At 50.5% G+C, this 25,616-nt stretch carries 17 protein-coding genes; 11 read left to right on the top strand and 6 right to left on the bottom strand.

Features of this window, described 5'->3' with window-relative positions; genetic code table 11:
- Positions 1–79: 79 nt before the first annotated feature.
- Entirely contained in the window at positions 80–2,377 is a 2,298-nt protein-coding gene (hypF, locus tag SGR01S_RS00765; RefSeq protein WP_061806221.1) for a carbamoyltransferase HypF, read from the top strand.
- A gap of 1 nt (position 2,378) precedes the next feature.
- Positions 2,379–3,410 carry a HoxN/HupN/NixA family nickel/cobalt transporter gene (locus SGR01S_RS00760; protein WP_061806220.1) on the top strand — a complete coding sequence of 344 codons (1,032 nt, stop codon included), beginning with the start codon at positions 2,379–2,381 and terminating at the stop codon, positions 3,408–3,410.
- Between the two features lie 58 nt (positions 3,411–3,468).
- On the opposite strand, the gene SGR01S_RS00755 is transcribed toward SGR01S_RS00760, so the two are convergent.
- Positions 3,469–5,343, bottom strand: coding sequence for a PAS domain S-box protein (locus SGR01S_RS00755; protein ID WP_061806219.1), 1,875 nt, complete (start codon positions 5,341–5,343; stop codon positions 3,469–3,471).
- A gap of 608 nt (positions 5,344–5,951) precedes the next feature.
- Here SGR01S_RS00755 and SGR01S_RS00750 point away from each other — a divergent pair.
- Together SGR01S_RS00750 and SGR01S_RS00745 are read left to right on the top strand one after the other, a co-directional pair.
- Positions 5,952–7,343, top strand: coding sequence for a diaminobutyrate--2-oxoglutarate transaminase (locus SGR01S_RS00750; RefSeq protein ID WP_037415171.1), 1,392 nt, complete (start codon positions 5,952–5,954; stop codon positions 7,341–7,343).
- 5 nt (positions 7,344–7,348) lie between these two features.
- Entirely contained in the window at positions 7,349–8,821 is a 1,473-nt protein-coding gene (locus tag SGR01S_RS00745) for a pyridoxal phosphate-dependent decarboxylase family protein (protein ID WP_037415168.1), read from the top strand.
- Between the two features lie 68 nt (positions 8,822–8,889).
- On the opposite strand, the gene SGR01S_RS00740 is transcribed toward SGR01S_RS00745, so the two are convergent.
- A complete protein-coding gene (locus SGR01S_RS00740; RefSeq protein ID WP_037415166.1) occupies positions 8,890–9,312 on the bottom strand; it encodes an ester cyclase in 423 nt (140 codons plus the stop codon).
- 130 nt (positions 9,313–9,442) lie between these two features.
- Between SGR01S_RS00740 and SGR01S_RS00735 the strand changes: the two genes are divergently transcribed.
- Positions 9,443–10,330: a LysR family transcriptional regulator gene (locus SGR01S_RS00735; protein ID WP_037415942.1), complete on the top strand. Its 888-nt coding sequence runs from the start codon at positions 9,443–9,445 to the stop codon at positions 10,328–10,330.
- A 61-nt stretch (positions 10,331–10,391) separates the two neighbouring features.
- Here the strand turns inward: SGR01S_RS00735 and SGR01S_RS00730 are convergent, their stop codons facing one another.
- Positions 10,392–11,099 carry an SDR family NAD(P)-dependent oxidoreductase gene (locus SGR01S_RS00730; protein WP_061806218.1) on the bottom strand — a complete coding sequence of 236 codons (708 nt, stop codon included), beginning with the start codon at positions 11,097–11,099 and terminating at the stop codon, positions 10,392–10,394.
- Between the two features lie 137 nt (positions 11,100–11,236).
- Here SGR01S_RS00730 and SGR01S_RS00725 point away from each other — a divergent pair, with 137 nt between their 5' ends.
- Positions 11,237–12,169, top strand: a complete 933-nt coding sequence (locus tag SGR01S_RS00725; protein ID WP_061806217.1) for a LysR family transcriptional regulator — start codon at positions 11,237–11,239, stop codon at positions 12,167–12,169.
- Positions 12,170–12,507: 338 nt separating this feature from the next.
- On the opposite strand, the gene SGR01S_RS24115 is transcribed toward SGR01S_RS00725, so the two are convergent.
- Positions 12,508–12,645 (bottom strand): hypothetical protein, encoded by a 138-nt coding sequence (locus SGR01S_RS24115; RefSeq protein WP_156479092.1) that lies wholly within the window; start codon positions 12,643–12,645, stop codon positions 12,508–12,510.
- A gap of 335 nt (positions 12,646–12,980) precedes the next feature.
- Here SGR01S_RS24115 and SGR01S_RS00720 point away from each other — a divergent pair, with 335 nt between their 5' ends.
- The 3 genes from SGR01S_RS00720 to SGR01S_RS00710 all read left to right on the top strand — a co-directional run bounded on the left by SGR01S_RS00720 (position 12,981) and on the right by SGR01S_RS00710 (position 19,455).
- A complete protein-coding gene (locus SGR01S_RS00720; protein WP_061806216.1) occupies positions 12,981–15,416 on the top strand; it encodes a glucose/quinate/shikimate family membrane-bound PQQ-dependent dehydrogenase in 2,436 nt (811 codons plus the stop codon).
- A gap of 291 nt (positions 15,417–15,707) precedes the next feature.
- Positions 15,708–17,795 carry a sensor domain-containing protein gene (locus SGR01S_RS00715; protein WP_061806215.1) on the top strand — a complete coding sequence of 696 codons (2,088 nt, stop codon included), beginning with the start codon at positions 15,708–15,710 and terminating at the stop codon, positions 17,793–17,795.
- A gap of 1,024 nt (positions 17,796–18,819) precedes the next feature.
- Complete coding sequence (locus tag SGR01S_RS00710; RefSeq protein ID WP_037415151.1) at positions 18,820–19,455, top strand: hypothetical protein; 636 nt, start codon at positions 18,820–18,822, stop codon at positions 19,453–19,455.
- A gap of 110 nt (positions 19,456–19,565) precedes the next feature.
- Here SGR01S_RS00710 and SGR01S_RS00705 read toward each other — a convergent pair whose 3' ends face one another.
- Positions 19,566–20,768 carry a styrene monooxygenase/indole monooxygenase family protein gene (locus SGR01S_RS00705; RefSeq protein ID WP_061806214.1) on the bottom strand — a complete coding sequence of 401 codons (1,203 nt, stop codon included), beginning with the start codon at positions 20,766–20,768 and terminating at the stop codon, positions 19,566–19,568.
- A gap of 168 nt (positions 20,769–20,936) precedes the next feature.
- Here SGR01S_RS00705 and SGR01S_RS00700 point away from each other — a divergent pair, with 168 nt between their 5' ends.
- On the top strand, positions 20,937–21,863 hold the full coding sequence (locus SGR01S_RS00700) for an ABC transporter substrate-binding protein (protein WP_082797588.1): 927 nt from the start codon (positions 20,937–20,939) through the stop codon (positions 21,861–21,863).
- Between the two features lie 39 nt (positions 21,864–21,902).
- On the opposite strand, the gene SGR01S_RS00695 is transcribed toward SGR01S_RS00700, so the two are convergent.
- Positions 21,903–23,702, bottom strand: a complete 1,800-nt coding sequence (locus tag SGR01S_RS00695; protein WP_061806213.1) for a sigma-54-dependent Fis family transcriptional regulator — start codon at positions 23,700–23,702, stop codon at positions 21,903–21,905.
- Positions 23,703–23,983: 281 nt separating this feature from the next.
- Here SGR01S_RS00695 and exaC point away from each other — a divergent pair, with 281 nt between their 5' ends.
- Positions 23,984–25,504 carry an acetaldehyde dehydrogenase ExaC gene (exaC, locus tag SGR01S_RS00690; RefSeq protein ID WP_037415140.1) on the top strand — a complete coding sequence of 507 codons (1,521 nt, stop codon included), beginning with the start codon at positions 23,984–23,986 and terminating at the stop codon, positions 25,502–25,504.
- Positions 25,505–25,616: the final 112 nt, after the last annotated feature.

The raw sequence follows: 25,616 nt of genomic DNA, 5'->3' as shown, positions 1-25,616 counted from the left end.
TAACCCGGTCGCCGTCGAACCGATTACCCCGGGCGCAGCCATGCAGCGCCCCTACAAAACCCGCAGAAGGTAATTAACTATGTCCCATTCAGGATTACTGCTGCGCATCAGCGGCAAAGTACAGGGCGTCGGCTTCCGGCCTTTTGTCTGGCAACTGGCCGAACAGCTCAACCTGCGTGGCGAAGTCTGGAACGACAGTGCTGGTGTGGAGATTCGTCTGGTACAGCCCGTCGAACTTGAGTTGTTCCTGCATGTATTGCATCAACAGGCGCCTCCGTTGGCGCAGATCGATCGCATTCAGCAATGGCCCTTTACCTGGCTGCACGCCCCCAATGATTTCAGCATCCGCCCCAGTCAGTCCGGCGCTATGGCTACGCACATCGTCCCGGACGCGGCGACCTGCCCGCAATGCCTACAGGAAATGAATGATCCGCAGGATCGGCGTTACCGTTATCCCTTTATCAACTGCACGCATTGTGGCCCCCGTTTTACCCTTATTCGCACGATGCCTTATGATCGTCCGGCAACCAGCATGGCGCCATTCATTCTCTGCCCGCGCTGCGATCGGGAGTATCACGCCCCGCAAGACCGACGCTTTCATGCACAACCCGTGGCCTGTAGCGAATGTGGGCCACAGCTGTTCTGCTGTGGCGCGCCAGGAGAGGCCCAGTATCAAGGCGAAGCGGCGTTGCAACAGGCTGCCGTTGCCTTGGCTGCCGGACACATTGTGGCAATCAAGGGTCTGGGCGGTTTTCACCTGGCTTGTGACGCCACCAATACCCAGGCCGTCGATCGCCTTCGCCTACGGAAACGGAGACCGAGCAAACCGCTGGCGGTGATGTTACCGGATACCCGTTGGCTGGAGCGCTGTTCCGCTGACGTTGACCTGCCGCGGTTACAGGCATTATTGACGTCGCCTGCTGCACCTATCGTCCTGACGGCACTGTCTGCCGAGTCACCGTTGTCCGAGGCTATTGCCCCACAATTGAATGAAGTGGGCTTAATGTTGCCCGCTAACCCAATTCAGCATCTCTTGATGCAAGAAATACAACGGCCGTTGGTGATGACCTCTGGCAATGCTGCAGGCCTGCGGCCAGTATTAACGAATGACCAGGCGTTAACTGAGCTGACCGGAATTGCCGATCTGTGGCTCATGCACAATCGCGAGATCGTACAACGTGCGGACGATTCTCTCGTTCGTTTGCTGCCGAATGGCCATGAAATGCTACGCCGGGCGCGTGGATTCGTGCCTGACGCCCTGCCGCTACCGCCAGGCTTTCCTGCTCAGCAACCGTTGTTGGCCGTGGGTGGCGATCGTAAAAATACTTTTTGCCTGATCGCAGGAGATAACGCCCTGCTCAGCGCGCATTTTGGTGATTTAGAACGGGAGGATATCCAGCAACAGTGGCAACAGGCAATGCAGCATTTCATCGGCTTATACCATTGCCAACCGCAGCGGCTGGCAAGCGACGCTCATCCCGGTTATGTCAGCCACCAGTGGGCTGCGCTGCAATCGCTGCCGGTGACACCCGTGTTGCACCATCATGCACATTTGGCCGCTTGTCTGGCTGAGCATCACTGGCCGCTGGACGGCGGTGCCGTGATCGGCCTCGCGTTAGACGGTCTCGGTTATGGGCAGAACGGTGCTTTGTGGGGTGGAGAATGCCTGTTATTTGATTACCGTCGTTGCCGCCATCTGGGTGGCCTGCCGGCAGTCGCGCTGCCCGGCGGCGATCGTGCCGCACAACAACCTTGGCGTAATCAGCTCGCGCACTTTGCACGTTTCGTACCGGACTGGCAACGCTATCCACAGGCTAAACCGTTGCTGCAAACCCCATGGCAACCGCTGCTACACGCAATTAACGCCGGTATTAATGCGCCGTTAGCCTCTTCATGCGGTCGTTTGTTTGATGCCGCAGCAGCGGCGCTGGGTTATGCCCCTGCACAGCAAAGTTGGGAGGGAGAAGCAGCCAGCATTTTTGAAGCTCTTGCCCATCAAAGTGAGCCTTGCCCTCACCCTGTTACGTTACCGCTTCGCGGTAATCAGCTGGATTTATCCGTGTTCTGGCAGCAATGGTTGGGCTGGCAGGCCCCTGCCGCGCAACAGGCTTGGGCGTTCCATGATGCGTTGGCGCAAGGGTTTGCGAATATGGCCAAACATTTTGCTGCTCATCATGGCATTGAGCATGTGGCGGTAGGCGGTGGTGTTTTGCACAACCGTCTTCTGCGTCAACTTCTGCAGCACCATCTGGCCCCTTTGCAAATACTGCTGCCACAGCAATTGCCGGCGGGTGATGGCGGGCTGGCGCTGGGTCAGGCGCTGGTCGCCTGCGCCCAACACTCTCCGGCTTCTTCTTCTACCTTTGACAGGACCTGATATGTTAAACCGCGAGTTTTTCCACACCCATACCCGCGCCTTTTGGTTATTACTGGCGCTGGTGGCGCTAAATCTGTTGGCCTGGGGGGCCGCTTTTGCCGCCTTCCATCGCTACCCGGCGTTAATCGCCGCCGCTTTGCTCGCTTATGGCTATGGGCTGCGTCATGCGGTGGATGCTGACCATATCGCCGCTATCGATAACGTTACGCGCAAACTGATGCAGCAAGGCCAGCGCCCGGTTTCCGTCGGCGCATTCTTCTCTTTGGGCCACTCCAGCATCGTGATCCTGGCCTGCATTGCCATTGCCGCCACTTCATTGGCCTTTGGCGACCGCATTGGCTGGCTGCATCAGTATGGTGCGACACTGGGCACGCTCATCTCGTCACTGTTCCTGCTGGCCATGGCGCTATTGAACTGGCTGATTTTTCGCGATGTTTACCGCATTTTCCGTCAGGCGAAACGCGGAGAAAAATTGGTGGAACAAGATGTGGCTCTGCTGGTTAACGGTAGCGGCGGTGTGATGACACGCCTGTATCGCTTTGCTTTTAATCTGGTGAATAAAAGCTGGCATATGTATCTGGTCGGTTTTTTGTTTGGTCTGGGTTTTGACACCGCCACCGAAGTCGGTCTGTTGGGTATCTCCGCGGCAGGCGCCACGTCCGGCCTGTCGGTCTGGTCGATTATGCTGTTCCCGTTGCTGTTTGCCAGCGGCATGGCGCTGATCGACTCACTGGATAACTTTGTGATGGTCGGCGCTTATGGTTGGGCCTTCAATAAACCGATCCGCAAGCTGTATTACAATATGACCATTACCGGCACCAGCGTGGTGATTGCTTTGGTGATTGGGGGCCTGGAAGGTTTAGGTTTGTTGGCCGACAAACTGGGGTTACAAGGCGGCCTTTGGCACGGTGTTGAGATTCTCAATGACCATATGGGCAGCGTCGGTTACGCCGCTATTGTGCTGTTTGTGTTGCTGTGGGCATTGTCCGCGCTGAATTACCGGCGCAAAAACTATGATTCGCTGACCTTTTAGTCCCCATTATCGGCAGCCCAACTATCCTGGTTTGGGCTGCCACCAGCGTGGACTCTGATTAACGGATAATATAGGTCCCCTTACCTGCGGATTTTGCTCGATACATGGCATCGTCCGCTTTGGTCAGCAGGGCCTCGGCGGTAATATCACCGCCAGAAGTAATGGCTGCACCGATACTGGCGGAGAGATTCACTTTTTGATTGCCGACTCTTTCCATTGCCGCCAGCTTGACCAGTACACTTTCGCAAAAGGCACTGACCTGCAGTTGTGGGTGTGCCAAAGGCCAGAGGATAACCGTAAACTCATCACCGGCGAGGCGTGAAACGCTGTGATGAGGCCCGGCACAGGCATTGAGCAATTCTGCAAAGGTTTTCAGAATAAGATCGCCGAAATCATGGCCAAAGCTGTCGTTAAGCATTTTGAAACCATCAAGATCGATAAACAACAACGCCATCTGCTGCTGTGGGCAACAAGCCTGCAGCGTTGCGCCTAACCGGAGCAGGAAAGCCCGCCGATTGGTTAGCCCGGTCAGCATGTCATGAGAGACGTCGTATTCTAACCGCCGCTGCAAACGTTTAAGCTCGGTAATATCCATGGACAGAATATAGAAGCCCTGGGTTTCACTGGGTACCAGGGTGGTATGAATGATCGCTGTCCCCTGGCGCGTTTGCAGCTCATTCTCAAAGCTGACGGTTTCCCCCTGTAACGCCCGCTCGATCATCGGTCTGGCTACGGCATAAGCCTCGTCGCCCATAAATGCCTGTACGGTCATCGTGTTGAGCTGAGATTCATCCAGACCAAACCAGCTTTTGTAAGCACTGTTGGCGAACAGATAACGCTCATTGACGTCAATCTGACTGATCAAGGCCGGCATATTATCGGTAATGGCCCGCAGGCGTTCTTTCTCACTACTCAGTTGCAGCTCGGTGAGTGCCCGATTGGCAATCTCATGATTGAGTTTATTGACGGCAAAATTCAACTCACGGGTACGTGTCACTACCCTGTCTTCCAGCTCATGTTGCAGTGCATAGAGGTCGGCCTCGGCCGCTTTACGCTCGCTGATATCGACAATGACCGAGATAAAATGATGAGGCTCTCCATTCGGCAAACGATTGAGCGACACCGTTAGTTGAACCCAAATTGTTGAACCATCAGCGCGGATATAGCGCTTTTCCATCGAATAGGTGTCTATTTCATTGGCTAACAGTTGTTTCAACAGCCCGAGATCAGTGTGCAGGTCTTCGCGATAGGTGATGTCTTGGAAGGTGCGATCCAGCAATTCTCTCTCAGAATATCCCAGCATTTCACAGATCCGCGGGTTCACCCGTAGCCAATATCCCTCCAGCGAGACCAGAGCCATGCCCACTGCCGCCTGTGCAAAGGTCTGCTCAAACAGGGCTTCGGTACGTTGCAGGTTTGATTTCAGACTCTCGGTATAGATATCACGCTCAATACTGTGCAAATACTCTTCGATAACGGCGGCAAAATCGCGTAAATCATGCACCATCTCTGAGGAGAACGCCTGTGGGTGACCGTCGATAATGCATAAGGTGCCTAACGGCAGACCGTCCAGTGACAACAAGGGTTGCCCGGCATAAAAACCGATCTTGGGCCCGCCGGTGACCAAGGGGTTGTCAAAGAAACGCGGGTCAACCGCAGTATCCGGCACCACCAACGCGTCACGCTGCAAAATGGCGTGACCGCAAAACGAAATATTGCGTGGGGTTTCCCGTGCCTCCAGGCCCGAGCGAGAAAGGAACCATTGGCGCTCGCGATCGATTAACGAAATCAGGGCAATACTGACGCCAAAATATTTGGCGGCCAGGCGCGTGAGCCGGTCTAATTTCTCTACTGAATTCGTGTCCAGTATGTTCAGTGAATGCAGAACCGATAGCCGTTCGGTTTCATTTTCTGGAAAACAGGGTTCGTACATAGGTTACTCCGGCTTATTACTGGGCGATGCTGATTCACAACCTGCATGGCTAGCCGTTACCCTTAATGGCTTAACACCGCACCGTAACTGACTTATTTCATTCAGCTTAGACGGTTCTGCTGGTTTTACTGACTCAGGAGAAGAATTAATCATGCAGACAAAACATCAATAAAACCCCCTATATTTTAGATTTAACGACAATAACCACCCGTTTACTATGGTTATGCCATCCTAAATTCGCTTAATTTCTAAGCAACGATTTATTTATAATAAGTTATTGCTTAAAAAACACCCAAGCGTAAACCTGGCTACGATCAGAAAATTGTCAGCAAAATAAGTGCATTGGGTTAGTACCCCTACTTTTATTGCGGGCGCAATACGTGCCTTGTCAACTTTCCCGTTACGTCCATACGGTGGCATTATTGGCTAATAAAGCACCAATTTATTGATTTTTATCGAAAAAACAATAATTACCCCCCGGCTAAATAACTATTGAGCCGGGGGGTAAAAAGCCATATATTGGGCGCGTTTTTCTCACGGTAGTTAATTGTTGCATTCAATAATTCAACTCGGGCGGTATCGATACCCCCAGTTGTAGGAGAGATATGATGACGGATAAAGTCCGTATTGATAATTTAGGTGTGAGTTCAAAAAATGTAAACAACGAAACATATTTAGCGAGGCAAGCTGAATTTGAATCGAATGTCAGGAGTTACCCCCGCAAATTGCCGTTAGCAATTGCGAAAGCCCAAGGCGTGTGGATCACGGATGTTGAGAATAATCAATATCTTGATTGCCTGGCTGGTGCGGGTACGCTGGCTCTGGGTCATAACCATCCTGACGTCCTCCAAAGCATCCAAAATGTCATTACCAGCGGCTTGCCGTTACATACACTCGATCTGACAACACCGTTGAAAGATGAGTTCTCAGCTTATTTACTCTCTTTATTGCCAGGACAGGGTCAGGAATATTGTCTGCAGTTCTGTGGCCCATCGGGCGCAGATGCGGTAGAAGCCGCACTGAAACTGGCAAAAAAATACACCGGCCGTTCTGGTGTGATCAGCTTCTCCGGTGGCTATCACGGCATGACGCACGGTGCGCTGGCGGTAACAGGTAACCTGTCGCCGAAAGAAGCGATCAACGGCATGATGCCGGAAGTCCAGTTTATGCCTTACCCGCATGAGTACCGTTGCCCGCTGGGCATCGGCGGCGAAGCTGGCGTTAAAGCACTGACTTACTATTTCGAAAATCTGATTAACGACGTCGAAAGCGGCGTGCGCAAACCTGCGGCCGTTATTCTGGAAGCCGTTCAGGGTGAAGGTGGCGTTAACCCGGCCCCTGTAGAGTGGTTGCAACGTATTCGCAAAGTCACTCAGGAACACGGCATTCTGTTGATCATCGACGAGGTTCAGGCTGGTTTTGCCCGCACGGGTAAATTCTTCGCTTTCGAACACGCAGGCATTGAGCCAGACATCATTGTGATGTCCAAAGCCGTTGGCGGCGGTTTGCCACTGGCAGTATTGGGTATCAAGAAAGAGTTTGACGCCTGGGAGCCTGGCCACCATACCGGCACCTTCCGTGGTAACCAGTTGGCGATGGCCACTGGCCTGACCACCCTGCAGCATCTTAAAGATAACCACGTTGCGGATAAGGTTGCCGCACAAGGTGAATGGCTGAAAGCTAAACTGGCCGAGCTGCAAAAACGTTACCCGGTGATTGGTCACGTGCGTGGTCTGGGCTTAATGATTGGCATGGAAATCGTTAAACCAAACGAAGCGCAGGATCATATGGGTTGCTACCCGGCTGACGGTCAGTTGTCTGCTCTGCTGCAGAAAAAATGCTTCGATGCAGGCTTGATCCTGGAGCGTGGTGGCCGTAACGGTAACGTACTGCGTCTGTTACCTTCCCTGCTGATCTCTAACGATGAACTGGGCATTTTCCTGGACAAATTTGAACAGGCCCTGTTAGCCGCTGGCGTTAAGCCTGTAGGTATGGAGTGAATTCGATGTCCCGGTTAAACCCGATTCTGGCAGCCTCGGCGCAAAGCACCGACGCATACCAGCAAGCGATCGAGCAAAGTAGCCAGGCGGTAGTGCAGTGGCTGCAACAACCCGAGATGTACCAAGGGAAAACCGTTGCCGAACTGCGTGAACGCATTACGCTTGATTTTAATCCTCAGGGCCTGGGTAACCAGGCGGCAATCGAACGTGCGATTGAGTACTTTTTAAAAGACAGCCTGTCGGTGCATCACCCACAGTGCGTCGCGCATTTGCATTGCCCAAGCCTGGTGATTAGCCAAGCTGCTGAGGTGTTGATTAACGCCACCAACCAAAGCATGGATTCCTGGGATCAAAGCCCGTCAGCCACCATCATCGAGATGAAGCTGATTGAATGGTTGCGCACCCAGGTAGGTTATCAGCCTGGCGATGCAGGCGTGTTCACCAGTGGTGGCACTCAGAGCAATCTGATGGGTCTGATGCTGGCACGCGATGCTTTCTTCGCCAAACAAGGCCATTCTGTGCAACAGGATGGCTTGGTGGGTAATCTGCGTAAGATTAAAGTTTTATGTTCTGAGAATGCCCATTTCTCTGTGCAAAAGAACATGGCGTTGCTCGGTCTGGGTTATCAATCCGTCACGCTGGTGAAAACCGATCAATTCGCCCGAATGGATCTGAACGATTTGGCCGAAAAACTGGCGCAAGCCAAGGCCAATGACGAGCAGATCCTGGCGATTGTTGCCACTGCGGGCACGACTGATGCCGGGGCGATCGACCCACTGCGCGGTATTGCAGAATTGGCTGCGGAGCACCAGATTTGGGTGCATGTTGATGCAGCCTGGGGCGGTGCGTTACTGCTTTCCGAGAAGTACCGTGATTACCTGGATGGTATTGAATTGGTGGATTCCATTACTCTGGACTTCCATAAACAATTCTTCCAAACCATCAGTTGCGGCGCTTTCTTGTTGAAAGAGGCCCGTCACTATGAACTGATGCGTTATCAGGCGGCTTACCTGAACTCCGAGTTTGACGAAGCTCAGGGCGTGCCTAACCTGGTCTCTAAATCCTTGCAGACCACCCGCCGTTTTGATGCCTTAAAACTGTGGATGGGATTAGAGGCATTGGGACAACAGCAATACGCAGCGATCATCGATCACGGCGTGACGCTGGCACAGCAAGTTGCACACTATATCGGTGACCAACCGGCGCTGGAACTGGTGATGCAACCACAATTGGCCAGCGTACTGTTCCGCTACCGTCCTGAAACATTGGCTGCGCGCGGCGACGCAGCAGTCGCGTTGATGAACCAGCGGATTGGTGATGCGTTGCTGGAGTCAGGCCGTGCCAACGTTGGGGTGACCGAATTTAATGGCGTTACCTGCCTGAAAATGACCTTGTTAAACCCAACGGTCAGCCTGGACGATATCAAAGTCCTGCTGGCGCTAGTGGATAAAACTGCACAGCAGTTGCCTGCCGCCTAATCTGCCCTAACCCGCAGTGAAAAGCCGATAACATTCCCGTTATCGGTTTTTTTATTACTAAAGCTGCCTTATTCGTAATCGATAATCCCTAATTGCTTTGCCATAAACAACTCATTGCGCTCAACAATTTCCTCAATAATTTTCCCATCGTCACCAAACCGAAAATAAGTTAACGATGTCCAGGTCACATCTTTGCCAGTGACATCAAAGCCGTGCCAACTATTAGATCCTTTTGCCACATGAGTTAATGCCACGACAACAGTGTCGGAGGTGACAACTTCCTTTTGAAACGTCGTATGAATGGATTCATAGCGATCGGTGACATTCGCGCGCAATGCTGTTTTGAAAGGCGCCAAACCGACAACAGGCGCGGCGCAGTCAGGTCTGTGAATAACGACATTATCTGCAAAGAAGTCGGAAACCCGTTCTACATTCTTGCCATCAACACATATTGAAAAATAGTCTTTTACAACACGTAAAATATCCGTCATGTATAGCTCCATATTCGTGATCTTCAGCGTCGATAACCTTCGCTATAAGGCTGCAGGTATAGTGTCAATTCCAATCGCATTGAAAAAGTCTTATTCTGGAAATCACATTTCCACCAATGGAAAAAGGCTAATGGACCGCTGGACAGAGTATGAGCTTTTTGTGAAAACTGCCGAGTTGGGTAGCATCAGTAAAGCGGCAGAAGCGCTGAGTTTGTCGAACGCGGCAGCAAGCCGCCACCTGGTGGCATTGGAGGATAGACTCGGCGTAAGATTGATAGAACGGAGCACCCGTAGGCTATTTGTTACTGAGGTCGGTAGGCAGTTTTACGAGAATGCCAAAGTTGCGCTCAGCGCAATGCAAAATGCAACCGACGCCGTTACCGCGAGTAAAGATCAACCCGCTGGGGTGTTACGCGTGACGGGATCATTATCACTTTGCCTTCAGTTAATTTTCCCTTTAATACCTAAGTTCAAACAACTCTATCCCGATGTCCGCTTAGATATCGTTGCAGAGAACCGTTATTACGACATTATTGACGATAATATCGACATCGCTATTCGCACCAGAGAAAATGAACCCGACACAAGTCTGATTGTGCGAAGATTAACGGAAACAAAACGCGTTTTAGCCGCAACACCTGAATATTTAAAACACCACGGTTACCCTAATCACCCGTTAGAACTGGCTGAGCATCAACTACTGCTATATTCCTACGCTAACGATCCTTATAAAATGGTTTTTCAACGGGGCGACGAGTCAGTCACCACATTTCTCACGCCTTATGTTGAAGCCAATGATGGTTTTCTTATTCGTCGTGCCGCACTGCAAAATCTGGGTATTTTGGCCCAACCCACCTATGTCATTCATGAGGATCTGCAATCAGGTCGCTTAATCCCCGTCTTAAGCGACTGGGAACTCCCCAAACTGGCCGTCAATATGGTCTATACCTCACGATTACATTTACCTGCAAAAACAAGGGTTTTTATCGACTTTCTTATCAACGAGCTGCAGCCGTAGACTTTCCAGCCCCCATAAACCCGTGCCCCACACGTCGAGGCGGCGGGCTGACGCTTCCCTATCACCAAGGCACAACTTTGCCCAGATAGTCGAGGTAATGCAGCCCTGAACGCCCGTGATACGCTTCGATAGTATTGAGCAAATTCGGAATGCTTTCTTCGATGCTCAGACGCCCTTCTGACCCACCTAATTCAGTACGCACCCAGCCGGGTGCCATCAACAGCAGAGTCCGAGGATCGTCACTGTTACGTGCCGCATAGCTGCGCATCAGCATATTTAGTGCGGATTTGCTGGCCCGATAGACTTCAAACTTGCCATTGGTGTTATTCGTTAGGCTCCCTTGACCAGAGGACATTACGCCAATCGTGCCTGTAGGAACGACCACGTCCTTAAAGGTTTCGATGACACGCATGGGGCTCAGTGCATTGGTCACCATTACCCGAGTGAACTCTTCGGTCGAGACGTCTGCGATTGTTTCACGATCGTCATTTTTAACGCCTGCATTAACAAACAACAGGTCAACATGCCGATCGCGGAGTCGTTCATGTAAGGCACTCACCTGCTCAGGCTCCGTGATATCCGTGGTCTCTACCTCAAGATTTTCAGGGTGCTTTTCAGCCAAACGGTAAAGAGCGTCTTTAGACGATGCACGCCCAGTGGCGATCACTTTGTTACCACGTTTTAAGCACTCTTCCACCATGGCAAACCCCAGACCACGGGAAGCACCGATAAGCAGGACAGTTTTTTGTTGTGAAGACGGTGTTGCCATTGTTCAGTTCCTCTGCATTTCTGTTGTTTTGTCGTGTAGAAAATATAACTATGCGGAGTAGATTGCGGAAGACGCAGCATTTGCACTTATAACATGCACCAGACGCCTACATTCATTTATAGCTCAGGATGCCAGACATGACAGAACCCGATCTCAACTTACTGATTGCTCTCGATGCGCTTCTTACCCTGGGCAGTGTGGCGGGTGCTGCACGCCGCCTTAAACTAAGCGCCTCAGCAATGAGCCGCACACTTAGCCGCCTGCGTGCAGTCACTGGCGATCCTTTACTGGTCCGAGCGGGTCGCCATATGGTGTTAACTCCTTATGCTGAGGAAATACGTGAGCGTACGCAAAACGCAGTATTTGAGGCTCGCGCGGTCCTTCGCCCTTCGGCAACGGAATTGAATTTAGCCGCGTTGGATCGCACCTTCACCCTGCGTGCCAATGAAGGATTTGTCGAGGCATTTGGTGCAGCGCTGATCGCCGCGGCTGCACAAGTCGCCCCTTTGGTGCGCCTGTGTTTTGCTCCTAAGCCAGAAAAGAGTTCACGACATTTGCGCGAAGGATTGGTCGATCTTGAGATTGGCGTGTTGGGAGACATGGGGCCAGAAATTCGATTACAGACGTTATTTCGTGACCGCTTTGTTGCTGTCGTCAGAAAAGGACACCCATTTGAGCAAGAACCCGAGATTACCGCCCAACAGTACGCCGCTTGTGGTCATGTCGTTGCCTCGCGTCGTGGTTTATTAACCGGGCCAGTAGATGAAGCGCTGGCTGCATTAGGTTTGGAACGGAAGATTGCCGCCGTGGTGCCTGGCTTTCCCGCCGCGCTGGCGGTAGCTCAGGCGTCCGACTTGGTTGCACTGGTTCCCGCCTCCTTCCTGTTAAATCACCCCACGGGTGGTCAGCCTGGCGCCACACTCTATGTTTTTGAGTTGCCGGTAAAAACCCGAGGAATTACCGTGTCACAGATGTGGCACCCCCGTTTAGAGGCAGATCCCGCTCATCGTTGGTTGAGGCAATTTGTATTGAGTGTTGTTAAACAACGTTTTTCGGTGATAAATATCTGAAGAGATAGACGCAAATATGTCATCGGCGACGGTATTATTAAATTAATGAAGAAGAAGTTAAATGGCGATTATTTATGCGCAGAGAGGGGTGTTGATTTTTTTCTGAAAAATAAATCTTAAACTACGAGTGACCACTATGCAGTACAGTAAAACGATGACGCCCAATCAATCGAAGCACTGCATAGTGGAATACTAATATTAACGTAATGAACTCAATTTTCTAACCTTATGTAACTAAAGAAACTGAAAAGAGAATAAATAATCCACCACAGTTATCCATGACACAAAATATAAGCGATGTTTTGTATATTACCTGCACATAGAGGCTGGCATCCTTATTACCCCCTGATTTCATCAGGGCTTAGGAAGTAATCATTAACCTCTTCACCAGCAAACTGGTTTAATCCAGAAAACAAGATGGTATGCCAATTTTCTTCAAAGGTAATTAATGGACGATTAAATGCTTTCCCCATCACTTGATATACCTCATAAGGGTTAGTCTAATTATAACGTCGTGCAACAAATAATAATGGTGATATTTCGGGTGAATACAGCATGTTAGTCGTGGCACAAACAACATTGCCCCTTTAATAACGTCAATAACGTCGCCGCTGTCATCTCTGCTCGCAGGCAGGTCTAACAATCCCGCTCAAAAAGCAACATATCCTTAACTTTATAATGAATCAAATGGTACAATCCTGAAATTCCATCGTTTGATTTACGTTCAAAGTCTTCACCCAACCAGGGAATGTATGACCGTAAACACTCGGGGTAAACATGAAGAAAAACATTATCTTGGAGTCTTTTCGCTATGCCTGAATCAAATACCCGGCCGGGTATAAAACTTACATTATCATGTTGTTTATTAGGGATAATCCTTACTGTCGTCGGTCTGTTCTTTGCCATTGCCGGTGGCAAATTAGTCTCATTGGGCGGCAGTAGCTACTTCCTGATCGCAGGTATTGTCACCCTGCTTTCAGCTGTGCAATTCTTCCGTCGTAAATCTTCGGCAGTAATACTGTTTTTGCTGGTTTTCATTGGCACACTGATTTGGTCAGTGTGCGATGCCGGGTTTGATTTCTGGCCATTAGTATCACGGCTTATGGTGCCTACCGGTTTAATGCTACTGGCCTTCCTTAGCTGGCCTGCGCTGCGTAAATCAGAAGGTAAAGCCCCACTGGCGACACTGTCCTACCTGTTCAGCGCCGTACTGGCAGTTGGCATGGTCGGCACATTCGTACAGATGTTCCAGCCACACCCTACCGTCGCTTTCAGTGGCAAACAGCTGCCGTTAATCCCCGTGGATAAAGCCAAACAACAGAAAGACTGGGACAACTACGGCAACACGCCAGGCGGCAGTCGTTTCGTGGCGCTGGACCAAATCACCCGCGACAACGTGAAAGAATTGAAGGTTGCCTGGACCTTCCATACGGGTGACATTCCGCTAAGTCCAGACGGCAACGGCGCAGAAGATCAACAAACGCCGCTGCAAATTGGCAACCGCATTTTCCTGTGCACACCGCACAACAACGTGATTGCCGTCGATGCTGACAGCGGCAAAGAAATCTGGCAGCGTGAAGTCAATGCGAAATCCCAGGTCTGGAACCGTTGTCGTGGATTGGCCTATTTTGATGCCACAAAACCACTGCAACAGCCAACAGTTCCAGGTTCAACGCCTGCGACACCGGCAATTTTAGCCGCCGGTGACAGCTGTCAGCGTCGTATTCTGATGAACACTATCGACGCGCGTTTAGTGGCAATCAATGCTGATAACGGCGAGTTCTGCCAACACTTTGGCAAGCAAGGCGTGGTCGATCTGAAAGCGGGTCTGGGCGATGCCGCCGATCCAAAATACCAACTCACCTCTGCGCCAACGCTAGCCGGCACGACCATTGTGGTTGGTGGTCGCGTGGCCGATAACGTGCAAACTGATATGCCTGGTGGCGTATTGCGTGGTTTCGACGTGATCACGGGTGAAATGCGCTGGGCGTTCGATCCAGGCAATAAAGATCCAAACTCGGTATTGAAGCCGGGTCAGACCTTTGTGCGCAGTACGCCGAACTCTTGGGCACCTATGTCCTATGATCCGGCGATGAATACCGTATTTCTGCCAATGGGGAGCTCTTCAGTTGACCTGTGGGGCGCGAACCGAAACGCATTGGATCACAAATACGGTGCCTCTATCCTGGCGCTTGATGCCACTACCGGCAAAGAAAAATGGGTTTATCAGACGGTTCATAATGACCTGTGGGACTTCGACCTGCCGATGCAGCCTAGCCTGATCGACTTCCCAATGAAAGATGGCACCACCAAACCCGCCGTCGTGATTGGTGCGAAAACCGGGCAGATTTTTGTTTTGGATCGCCACACCGGCAAACCACTGACAGAAGTCAAAGAGCTGCCAGTGAAAACGCGCACCATTCCCGGTGAACAATACTCAGCCACTCAACCGTTCTCAGTCGGCATGCCGCAGATTGGCAATGAAAAGCTAACTGAATCGGACATGTGGGGCGCAACGCCGTTCGATCAACTGATGTGCCGTATCAGTTTTAAATCGATGCGCTACGATGGGTTGTTCACCGCACCAGACACCGACATTTCACTCAGTTTCCCCGGTTCGTTGGGCGGCATGAACTGGGGAGGTCTGTCGACCGATCCTAACAACCATTATATCTTCGCCAACGATATGCGATTGGGCCTGTGGGTACAGATGATCCCACAGAAAACCGATGCCAATACACCGGCCAGCAATGGTGGTGAGTCAGTCAACACAGGTATGGGTGCCGTTCCATTGAAAGGCACACCCTACGGCGTGAACAAAAACCGCTTTATGTCCCCATTGGGCATCCCGTGCCAGAAACCACCATTTGGTACCCTGTCGGCAATCGATCTGAAAACGCAAAAAGTGGTGTGGCAAGTCCCGGCCGGAACCGTGCAGGATACCGGTCCGTTTGGTATCAAGATGCGGGCACAAATGCCCGTGGGTATGCCAACACTGGGTGGTACTCTGGCGACCCAGGGCGGCCTGGTCTTCATTGCCGGTACTCAAGATTACTATCTGCGAGCATTTGACTCTTCGACAGGTGAAGAAGTGTGGAAAGCGCGCCTGCCCGTTGGCAGTGGCGGTACACCAATGAGCTATATTTCACCGACCACAGGTAAGCAATACATTGTAATTTCAGCCGGTGGCGCACGTCAGTCACCCGATCGTGGCGACTACGTCATTGCCTATGCACTTGATAAGTAAATCTCAACGCGCATGAAAATCTCCCGCCCCCGCCTAACCGCGGGTTTTTTTTTATATCCAGTCCCCTACGCATTTGTGATATTTAATCATAAACGAGACGCAATCAATGGAAGTAATTTAACGCTTAAATACGAGAGTATTCCTAATGTGTTGCTCGGAATTATATTTCATTCTCTCTGGCGGCTTTTTATCGCACAGACTAGGCTATAGAACGATTTGCCGCTGACTATAATATTATTAAAATGGTTTCTTTTAGCGTAAATGTCGGACGGTTCTCAGAGGAAATGACAGATGAATGTTTTACCCGAGCACAGCGATGAAAATCATCCTGTTGATATCGCTAATGAAATTTTCAATGGTTTACCAAATCTCATTGGCGTTGGTAAGGGACTCGGAGGACATTTCAATACATTGTGGTGTGAATATACCGGTCTTTCTTCATTTGATCACAATGACGTCGGTTGGTTAGAAGCCCTACACTCCGACGAATATGCCCACATTACCATGTTGCAGCAACAGTCTATGCTCAGCGCCGATTCGTTCGTTCAGGAAGCCAGGCTGCGCCATTGCAGCGGTGAGTATCGTTGGTTTTTACTGTCGTTCGGCGCAAAAAAAGATCAGGGCTCTACGCTAGTGCATTGGTATCTTAGCTGTGCCGATATCCATGAAAAAATGCTGAAAAAGCAATTAACGGCAGAAACATTGGCAGCGCAGAAAAATATGCTCGACGCCAGCGTCGATTGCATCAAAGTCATTAATAATGACGGTTCGGTACTGCACATGAACAAAGCAGGCAGCATTGCTTTGGGCTTGGATGAGAACCAACAACAATTTGGCATGCCTTGGCTGGGGCTGCTGCAACCCGAAGTCCGCAACAGTGGCAGGAAGGCGCTGCGCAAAGTATTAAAAGGGAAAAATGCCCGCTTCGCTGGTCTCAGTGCCTCACCAACGGGCACGCTTCAACATTGGGATAATATCCTTAGCCCCGTTTTTGACAAAGATGAACAGATACAAAATATATTGTGTGTTTCCCGCGATGTGACCTCTCAGCGAATAGCTGAAAAGCGGTTATTGATCGCCAGTGAATATGACGAATTGACCGGCTTACCCAATCGACGTTTATTTAAGAAGAAATTAAAACAAGAAATGAAACAAGCCTTGAGCAACAATACGTCCCTGGGGCTGATTTTGCTGGATCTTGATCACTTTAAGCTGGTTAACGATACCCTTGGGCACGCCGCAGGTGACCATCTGTTACGCGTCTTAGCCCGCCGATTAACGGCATACCTGAACAACAACTCCTTCGTCTCCCGCTTAGGAGGCGATGAATTTGCGATAGTGATTAGCGACGTCGAAAACGAACAAGATATTTTCAAGATCGCCAATGCCTTTTTGATGCAGCTTGAATCACCGATCACATATGGGGGTAAGGCGCTGCATTGTGGTATGAGCATCGGTGGTGCGATCTACCCTCAAGATGCCCGTGATGCATCAGAACTGATGAAATGCGCCGATACCGCCCTGTACGAACTCAAAGACGGCGGCCGCGGTGGCGTTTATATGTTTAATCCGCAAATGATGGATAAGGCAAAGGAACGTGCTGCACAACTTAATCACGCGCGCCAAATTGTCCGTAATAATCTGATCCGCCCCAGTTATCAGCCCAAGGTCAGCTTGAACAATGGCGCAATCATTGGTTTTGAAGCCCTGCTGCGGTGGTATTGTCCGTTAAAGGGGATGCAGATGCCTGATACGGTCAGTGAGGCGTTTAACGATTACGAATTAGCCACAAAACTCAGCGAAACCATGCAGATGAAGGTTTTTACCGATATTTCTGGCTGGTTAGCCGCCGGTATCGAAGTTTTGCCGGTATCGTTAAACGCGTCCCCCATCGAGTTTTTACGTGATAACTACGCTGAAACGTTCCTGAGACGTTTGCAGATGTTCCACATTCCGCATCACCTGATTGAGCTGGAAGTCACCGAGCATGCGTTCAACAAACATGGTTCGAAGTATGTGCTGCGCGCGTTGCAGATGCTCAAGGAAATGGGGATCAGAATAGCACTTGATGACTTTGGTACCGGGCATTCATCCTTTACACATCTCATGGACTACCCTCTGGACTGCATTAAGCTGGACCGCGACTTCATCCGGCGTATGAATCACGAGCCGGCCATTCTGGGCATTGTGGAAAGCATGGGGATCCTGGGGCAAAAGTTGTCGATTGATATCATTGCAGAAGGCATTGAGACCGAACAGCAACGCCAGACGTTGTGTGATTCAGGCTATCACCTTGGGCAGGGATTTCTTTTTAGTCAGGCCGTTGAAGCGCCAAAAGTGCTTAACATGCTGCGACAAAATGTCACTTTAAACCTGTGAGCGAATAAACATAGCCCGGACAGTAATACCGGGCAGCCCCTATCACCACGCAGGATATTATAATACCGATACTTTTTAGAATAAGGTAATCACCTCTCTTGCAATGTCACTTATTTAACACAAAAAGTCACAACCACACTCAATCTAAAAATATAACAAGTCAATGATAAAAAGTTATTATCTATACTCATGAGTTTAAAAAATGATATATAAAATTGATGGGTGCGTAATACCAAACATCCTTAGCAAGGCTATTTAACAGCATGTTTTTATTCAATTCATTAATGATTCCCGACCCAAGAAATGGATTTTCACATTAAGAAAAGCCACTGCTCAACTGAAAAATGTTCGCGTAAAACAACATGCTGGAGTAAATGTTACCTAAGTAAAAACGGCCAATAACCGTGTTGCCCCGAACTCTACTTAATGTAAAAATAAATTAAAAAACAGATAACTACAATTTTATTCATACAATTTCACTAGACTCTGACAAGGTTTGTTAGATTGTTAATTAACCAGGCAGGCATGCAAATCATTCATTATGAGATTAATATCGTCATTATTTGTTCCATTTTAATCATTTCACACCTGCGTTAATCAATTATATTTACTTTTCGCCATTGATATTCAATCGTGCCTATTCTATCTTTCAATAACCATCATTTTACTCATGATGGCAACTCCCTCACATATTATTGTGAGAGATAACTTACTACCATTAATGAATCACTGATCGAGAATATCTTTCGGGACTACCCGTTGATTATTCTTATTTAAATCACGTGGTAATGATACCGAAAAATGCCTTTCACAGTAGTTCGTGTTCAAGCATGCGAAAAAATACGTCAGCTTCATATCGTTATAAGCGATATGTGCTGATAAATATTAACTATTTTGTAAAAGGGTGAATGTTGAAAGTTTGCAAGACCGTCTGAGTAATGACAATAACAGATGAGCGTTAACTACCCTCATAATGTCAATACGCCAGAAATCTTGCGAACGGGATGCGTTCATATCGTGATAAATGAGAACACAGATTATTTTTACTGTTGATACGGGTACGCTTCCGGCTAAAGGTGGTACCTTCGATAACCCCGTGGCGGTTGATCATCCCAAAATGCTCGTCAGCCAAGATAAAGCCACCCCGCAGAATTTCGACGGTGATTATCCGGTGCCGGTCTCTCAGGAAGAGCAGATCCAGATCTGGTTGGAGGATCTGAACCGTCAACCAAACATCATTATTGCGCCAGTGCGTTTCGTCGCGCATTCCTGGAAAGTGGGAAATGAAACGCCTAAGACCTTCGTGACCGGTACGCCTACCGATCCTAATACACAGATTAATATACTCGGGGAAGACAAACCGCTCGACCTGCCTGCATTCATGGAAAGACACAACGATGAATATAGTTTTGATTACGCGCCCACGCAGCCTCAGTGGGCCGATGATAACGCACCATTCACCACATACTGGCGGGATGGCGGCGTGATGGCTGGGCAGGACGGCACCTCCTCGACGCCGCGCACCTTCCACCCTTACGTGACATTTGATATCGGGGATTCTATCGGGCTTCTGAATTACGGGCTTGAGTTCACGCTATATGTAGATGGCAGTTGCAAAGGCTATTTCTGGTTTGACCCATACATCAACGTTATTTCCTGAGTAACTCAGGCACATCAACGATGATGTTGTTGAAAGGAGGCCTTGGCCTCCTTTTGCGTTTAAGGTCGAAAATAGGGTCGGTATTACTGTCGAGTCACTCAGATAGCAGTCTATACCCGCTCTGGCGAGAACCACCAGGGCTCAAATTGGGTAGGATCGTTGAACCCATTGACAATTTTGTCCGCCAGCACATCCGAATGAGCTGCATTAAACATCAACTCCATCACATGCGGTGGCGGCGGTAATAGCATGCTGTTGGTCCAGTTGACGACGTGGCGGGCATAATCCCAATAAAGCTCAAAGGTGTGCTCCATCCAATCCGCATCAAACGCCGCGTCGCTGCGGGCGATAATCTGTGCCAGATAAAGGCGTGCACATTTGGCTGCGCTGTTAGACCCCTGACCGGTTATAGGATCGTTTAATACCAATGCATCCGCCATACCCAAGACCTGACGACCGGAAGGCAATGTCAGTATTGGCTGGCGTACACAAGGGGTGAAACGCCCCGCCATAAAGCCTTGCGCATCGGTCAGTTCGATGTCTTTGCAGCGCTCCGCCTCCCATGGTAACCAGCGTTTGAGGATATCCCGGCTTGTGTGCAGATGTTGTTCCGCCGTATGAGCTCCGTCCCAGCAGTCCATTGGGCCACCTGGAATCCCTTCAAACACCATGATGTCGCAAACGCCGCTCAGGCTGTACGCTGGAAAGGTAAAGTACTCTCCCACGCCAGGAATCAGGTTAAAGTTAATTTGATCCCCGCTCTCCATTGGACGCATACCATGAATATAGGTCAGCGCCAGCGCACGCTGTGGTCGATCAAACCGACTGCGCTGCGTATCCAACGCAAACTGGTTAACAATGTCACCTTTGCCCGCAGCTAACAGCACTAAGTCATGACTGGCCGTCAACCGTTCTAAGGCCTCGCCCCCGACGTCAGCAATCACTAACTTGCCGCCGAGCCGTTCAAACTCTTCCATCCAGCCGGCCATTTTCAACCGTTGATCCACAGATTGCGCGTATTGATCCAGGTCGCCGCGCCAATGCAATATCGGCAGCTCCGCATATTGAGGCTCAGCAAGTGTCAGGCTAATCCCCTCAATACACGGAGCATCTTCCTCCCAAAAGTTTAGTTGCCGGTCCCGCTCAGCCTCAAGTGCGTCGTGAAACATACATTGACTGGACATGACTCTGCCGCCACGCACTTGTCCCGCATCACGGTTGGTCATCAACGTAACCGGATAGCCTTCAGCCAACAGGCTAAGCGCCAACTGCAGGCCAGATTGCCCCGCGCCTACAATGGCAATAGTTCTCATGTCGCATTCTCTTTTTCAGTTAAGGGTCACAAGCCCACTCTGCGCCGCAACGCGGGCACAACGTGACATTTCTAAAATTAGTTAGCCAATTTTGTTCGTTCACAGATTTAACGGCTTGAAGGATAGTGCCTTGACCGCCCCAACAACATAATAATGCAGGTAATCATAATGATGTATAGCGCAAAACTCACCGCAGCGGCGGCACTCTTGAGCCTTTCCTCTCTGGCTAATGCTGCGCCGGGCATTGATCTGGTCGCTAACGAAACACCCATTAATACGGTGAAAAGCGCCGAGGCTGTGGCCAAAATTCCGGCAGGGTTTAAATTCGTCGAACCCAATACCTTAACCGTAGCGGTGTCAATTTTGGGCAGCGGCCCGCCATTTGGGTTATACGCCCGTGATAATAAAACGGTGATTGGCAGTGAGTCGGATATTGCGCGGCTGGTTGCCGATGGACTGGGACTGAAACTCAAGCTGGTACCAACCTCATGGGAAGATTGGCCACTGGGTGTCACCTCTGGGAAATACGACGCGGCGATTTATAACATTACCGTGACTCAGGAACGTAAAACCAAATTCGACTTTGCTACCTATCGCCAGGATACGCTGGGTTTCTATGTGAAGACCGGCAGTAAAATCACTTCGATAAAATCGGCACCGGATATTGCCGGTAAAAAGATCATCGTGGATTCCGGCACTAATCAGGAGGCCGTGCTGCTTGCCTGGGATAAGGAGAACCAGGCGAAAGGTTTACCAGCCCTTCAGCCGATTTACGTCACTGATAAGGCTGCCGCGACGCTGGCCATCCAGTCTGGTCGGGCGGATGCGACCTTTGGTCCAAACGTGTCCGGCGCTTATCAGGCGAAGTTAAACGGCAAAACGACGCTGGTTGGCATCGTGCCTGGCGGGTGGCCACGCAGTGCTAACATTGCGGTCACGGTAAAAAAAGGCAATGGGTTGGTTGATGCCGTGCAAGCTTCACTCAATAGTGCAATTGCCAATGGCAGTTACCTGAAAGTGTTGGATCGTTGGGCAGAAAGCGACGAGAAAATCGAACATTCTGAAATTAACCCTTTGGGATTGGGAGATAAGTAATTCTAACGCCAAGGCCCAACGCGTGGGCCTTGGTTACCGTCAGTCCGCCACACGTCCCCTGCTTTTCTCCATTTTGCGGTAAAGCGTACTGCGTGATACCCCCAGCCGTTTCGCCGCCTGGCTGATATTACCGTTGGCATGTCTGATGGCATCAATCATGTCTTGCGGTGCCGTCAGGGTCTCTGTGCTAGATGACGAGACTGCGCTGAACGGCTCAGGCAGATCGTCAAGCGTGATCAGATTGCCATCATCGGTCAGAGCCAACAACACCTTGAGCGTGCTCAACAACTGCCGCACATTCCCTGGCCACGGATAACGCACCAACGCCGCGACGGCATCAGGCCCCAGCTTGATACCACGCTGCTCGCCCCCCAGTTCACGCCAAAGATTAAGAATAAAACGATCCACGTGTGCCCGTTCACGCAGCGGCAATATACGCAGATTGAATTCCTGGATACGGTACAGTAAATCTTCGCGGAAGGCTCCTGCGGCAACCTGCTGATCCAGATCCTGATGGGTAGCGCAGATCAGCGAAAAATCTACCGCGTAGGAGATGTGGCTGCCGAGCGGCGTAACCGTTTTTTCCTGAAGCACACGCAGCAGTCGGGTTTGTAAGCCCAGCGGCATATCGCCAATTTCATCCAGGAACAATACGCCACCGTCGGCTTCTCTGATTTTGCCCATGTACCCTTTGGGATTAGCACCGGTAAACGCCCCTGGCGCATAGCCAAAGAGTTCGGATTCAATCAGGCTTTCAGGCAGTGCCGCACAGTTGATCGCCACAAAACTTCCCTGCCGACGCCGACTTTCCTCAAATAACCTTTGGCTAAAATACTCCTTGCCGCAGCCGGTTTCCCCGCGAATACAGAGCGCCAGACCGGCATTTAGAATACGTAATGCTTTCTGCCTGTCAGCGCCATCACGATCAAAAGGCGGTGCCAGCGGCTTAACGACTTGCGAATGCCTTTCCGGCATCTGCAACAGTGAGTAATAGTGGCGATTATTGATCGCCAGCGTCTGGCGTGGCGCATTCATCGCCTGTCGTGACATATCCGGGAACAGTGAGGCAAAGTCTAGCGTGCCAAAAGAAGCCACCGAGAGATTAAACTCTTGCATCGCCAGCCGATTGGCTGCGGTAAGGACATCGTCCTGGAACACCAGTACCAGCTCGTGTGCGCTGCCGAGCATACGCGCATCACTGTGCAGCCGCAGCGTCCAATGCTGAGCAGTCACGCCACTCATCACCCACTGATGCTCAATATGCCTGACCGCCTGTAATATCAGTGAGCGCGCATTATTATAAGGGCGCTGCGCCGGTGTAGAGATATCCAGCACCCCAGCAATCACGCCGTTGGGCCGGTAAATCGGCGCTGCCGAACAATAAAGCCCTGTATTCTGATTAAGGAAGTGTTCATCACCGTTGACTTCGCACAGGCTCCCCAACGCCAGCGCAGTACCTATGGCGTTAGTGCCACGCTCTTGTTCCCCCCACAAGTTGCCTGGAGCCAGAGAGATGCGCGACGCTTTATGTAGAAAGTCAGTATTCCCGCAGGTCTCCAACACCAATCCACAGGCATCAGAGACCACCACAATGGAGGGCTGGCGGTTAATTTCGTTGCCTAAACGCGCAATCAGCGGCTGTGCCAATTGCGCAACCCAACCGTTTTGACCACGCACTTCATTGAGCAAAGCAGGCCGTACAAAAGGCACCAGATCGTCAGCTCGGTTCAAGCCATAGTGTTGGCTACGTAACCAGGATTCTGAGAGTGTACTGGGGAGTGACAGATTATCGCTATCAGAGGAAAACCCGGTCTGGGTGGTCTGGTCTTTATGCAACATACCCAACTCCCGCCAAATAAAGTGTTGCATTTTTGTATCATAGATGTGTCTCATGCGTTGCGACATGGGACACAAAAAATAATAGAAATGAATAATAAGACAACGGTTTTATTGTCACGAGCAGGTATTTTATAAAATTAACTTTTTGATATTAAATGCTTTTGTTTTTATGGAGTACTGTGTCATCACAATGTGGCATAGGTAATGCTTATGGTTTCTGCGATGGCGTCGTGCATTCAGGCGTCAACCCTACAGTGTCAGTTCCCATGAGAGGTGTTTACATGAAATACGTTCATCCCGGTTTACCTGGCTCGTTGGTGTCTTTCAAAAAACGCTATGGCAATTATATTGGTGGCAAATTTGTCGAACCCGTTTCAGGCAACTACTTCACTGACACCTCCCCAATGACAGGTCAAACAGTCGCAGAGTTTCCGCGCTCAGATGCAAAAGATATTGAACTGGCGCTGGATGCCGCACATGCCGCAGCAGAAACCTGGGGCAAAGCCAGCGTACAAGAACGTTCCAACGTGTTACTGGCAATCGCCGATCGCATGGCGTCGCAGCTAGAATTGCTGGCGCTGACTGAAAGCTGGGATAACGGTAAACCGATCCGCGAAACGCTCAATGCTGATATCCCTCTGGCGATTGACCATTTCCGCTATTTTGCCGGTTGCCTGCGCGCGCAAGAAGGTACTGCCGCTGAGATCGACCAAAATACCGTGGCCTACCATATTTATGAGCCCCTGGGCGTGGTTGGACAGATTATTCCCTGGAACTTCCCGCTGTTGATGGCCGCCTGGAAACTGGCCCCGGCGCTGGCAGCTGGCAACTGCGTCGTACTCAAACCCGCAGAACAAACGCCACTCAGCATCTGTGTGCTGCTGGAAATGATTGGCGATCTGCTGCCACCAGGGGTTCTCAACGTGGTTCAGGGCTTTGGTAAAGAAGCCGGTGAGGCGCTGGCGACCAGCAAACGCATCGACAAAATCGCCTTTACCGGTTCAACGCCGGTGGGCCGACACATTCTCGCCTGTGCGGCTGAAAACATTATCCCCAGCACCGTGGAGCTGGGCGGCAAGTCGCCTAATATCTTCTTTGAAGACATTATGCAGGCCGAACCGGAGTTTATCGACAAAGCCGTTGAAGGGCTGATCCTCGGCTTCTTTAACCAGGGTGAAGTCTGTACCTGTCCTTCACGCGCACTGATCCAGGAGTCGATCTACCCGCAATTTATGGAGAAAGTATTGGCGCGTATCACTACCATTCGCCAGGGCGACCCCTTTGATACCGACACCATGATTGGTGCACAAGCGTCTCAACAGCAGTTCGACAAGATCCTCTCTTATATTGAGATCGCCAAAAATGAAGGTGGGAAAATCATTGCCGGTGGTGAACGCGCCAGCCATGAACAAACATTGCAGAGCGGTTTCTATCTTCAGCCGACGCTGATTACCGGTAATAACAGCATGCGTTTCTTCCGTGAGGAGATCTTTGGGCCGGTGATCGGTGTAACCACGTTCAAAGATGAAGCCGAAGCTCTGGCACTGGCAAACGACAGTGAGTTCGGGCTGGGTGCCGGCCTGTGGACCCGTGATGTCAACCGTGCCTACCGTATGGGACGTGCCATTAAGGCCGGGCGTGTATGGACTAACTGTTATCATCTCTACCCTGCGCATGCTGCTTTCGGCGGGTATAAAAACTCTGGCGTCGGCCGCGAAACCCACAAAGTGGCGTTGTCGCATTACCAACAGGTGAAGAATCTGTTAGTCAGTTACGACGCAAAACCACTCGGGCTGTTTTAATTTGTTGTCGGGATAAGGCCAAATGCCTGTTCGTTAGTCTCTAGACCTCAGCTATAACACCTCTACCTGGCAAGGGACCCAAAACAGGGTCCCTTGCAACCCACACCTCTGT

The sequence above is a fragment of the Serratia grimesii NBRC 13537 genome, assembly GCF_001590905.1.
GTDB lineage: Bacteria > Pseudomonadota > Gammaproteobacteria > Enterobacterales > Enterobacteriaceae > Serratia > Serratia grimesii.
The sequence above is the reverse complement of the archived record's forward strand: the minus strand, read 5'-3'. Positions and strand labels throughout refer to the sequence as shown.

What these genes read in the sequence shown, in the direction of transcription:
- hypF (WP_061806221.1), top strand. Translation starts at nt 80, where the DNA reads ATGTCCCATTCAGGATTACTGCTGCGCATCAGCGGCAAAGTACAGGGC.
- SGR01S_RS00760 (WP_061806220.1), top strand. Translation starts at nt 2,379, where the DNA reads ATGTTAAACCGCGAGTTTTTCCACACCCATACCCGCGCCTTTTGGTTA.
- SGR01S_RS00755 (WP_061806219.1), bottom strand. Translation starts at nt 5,343, where the DNA reads ATGTACGAACCCTGTTTTCCAGAAAATGAAACCGAACGGCTATCGGTT.
- SGR01S_RS00750 (WP_037415171.1), top strand. Translation starts at nt 5,952, where the DNA reads ATGACGGATAAAGTCCGTATTGATAATTTAGGTGTGAGTTCAAAAAAT.
- SGR01S_RS00745 (WP_037415168.1), top strand. Translation starts at nt 7,349, where the DNA reads ATGTCCCGGTTAAACCCGATTCTGGCAGCCTCGGCGCAAAGCACCGAC.
- SGR01S_RS00740 (WP_037415166.1), bottom strand. Translation starts at nt 9,312, where the DNA reads ATGACGGATATTTTACGTGTTGTAAAAGACTATTTTTCAATATGTGTT.
- SGR01S_RS00735 (WP_037415942.1), top strand. Translation starts at nt 9,443, where the DNA reads ATGGACCGCTGGACAGAGTATGAGCTTTTTGTGAAAACTGCCGAGTTG.
- SGR01S_RS00730 (WP_061806218.1), bottom strand. Translation starts at nt 11,099, where the DNA reads ATGGCAACACCGTCTTCACAACAAAAAACTGTCCTGCTTATCGGTGCT.
- SGR01S_RS00725 (WP_061806217.1), top strand. Translation starts at nt 11,237, where the DNA reads ATGACAGAACCCGATCTCAACTTACTGATTGCTCTCGATGCGCTTCTT.
- SGR01S_RS00720 (WP_061806216.1), top strand. Translation starts at nt 12,981, where the DNA reads ATGCCTGAATCAAATACCCGGCCGGGTATAAAACTTACATTATCATGT.
- SGR01S_RS00715 (WP_061806215.1), top strand. Translation starts at nt 15,708, where the DNA reads ATGAATGTTTTACCCGAGCACAGCGATGAAAATCATCCTGTTGATATC.
- SGR01S_RS00710 (WP_037415151.1), top strand. Translation starts at nt 18,820, where the DNA reads ATGAGAACACAGATTATTTTTACTGTTGATACGGGTACGCTTCCGGCT.
- SGR01S_RS00705 (WP_061806214.1), bottom strand. Translation starts at nt 20,768, where the DNA reads ATGAGAACTATTGCCATTGTAGGCGCGGGGCAATCTGGCCTGCAGTTG.
- SGR01S_RS00700 (WP_082797588.1), top strand. Translation starts at nt 20,937, where the DNA reads ATGATGTATAGCGCAAAACTCACCGCAGCGGCGGCACTCTTGAGCCTT.
- SGR01S_RS00695 (WP_061806213.1), bottom strand. Translation starts at nt 23,702, where the DNA reads ATGTTGCATAAAGACCAGACCACCCAGACCGGGTTTTCCTCTGATAGC.
- exaC (WP_037415140.1), top strand. Translation starts at nt 23,984, where the DNA reads ATGAAATACGTTCATCCCGGTTTACCTGGCTCGTTGGTGTCTTTCAAA.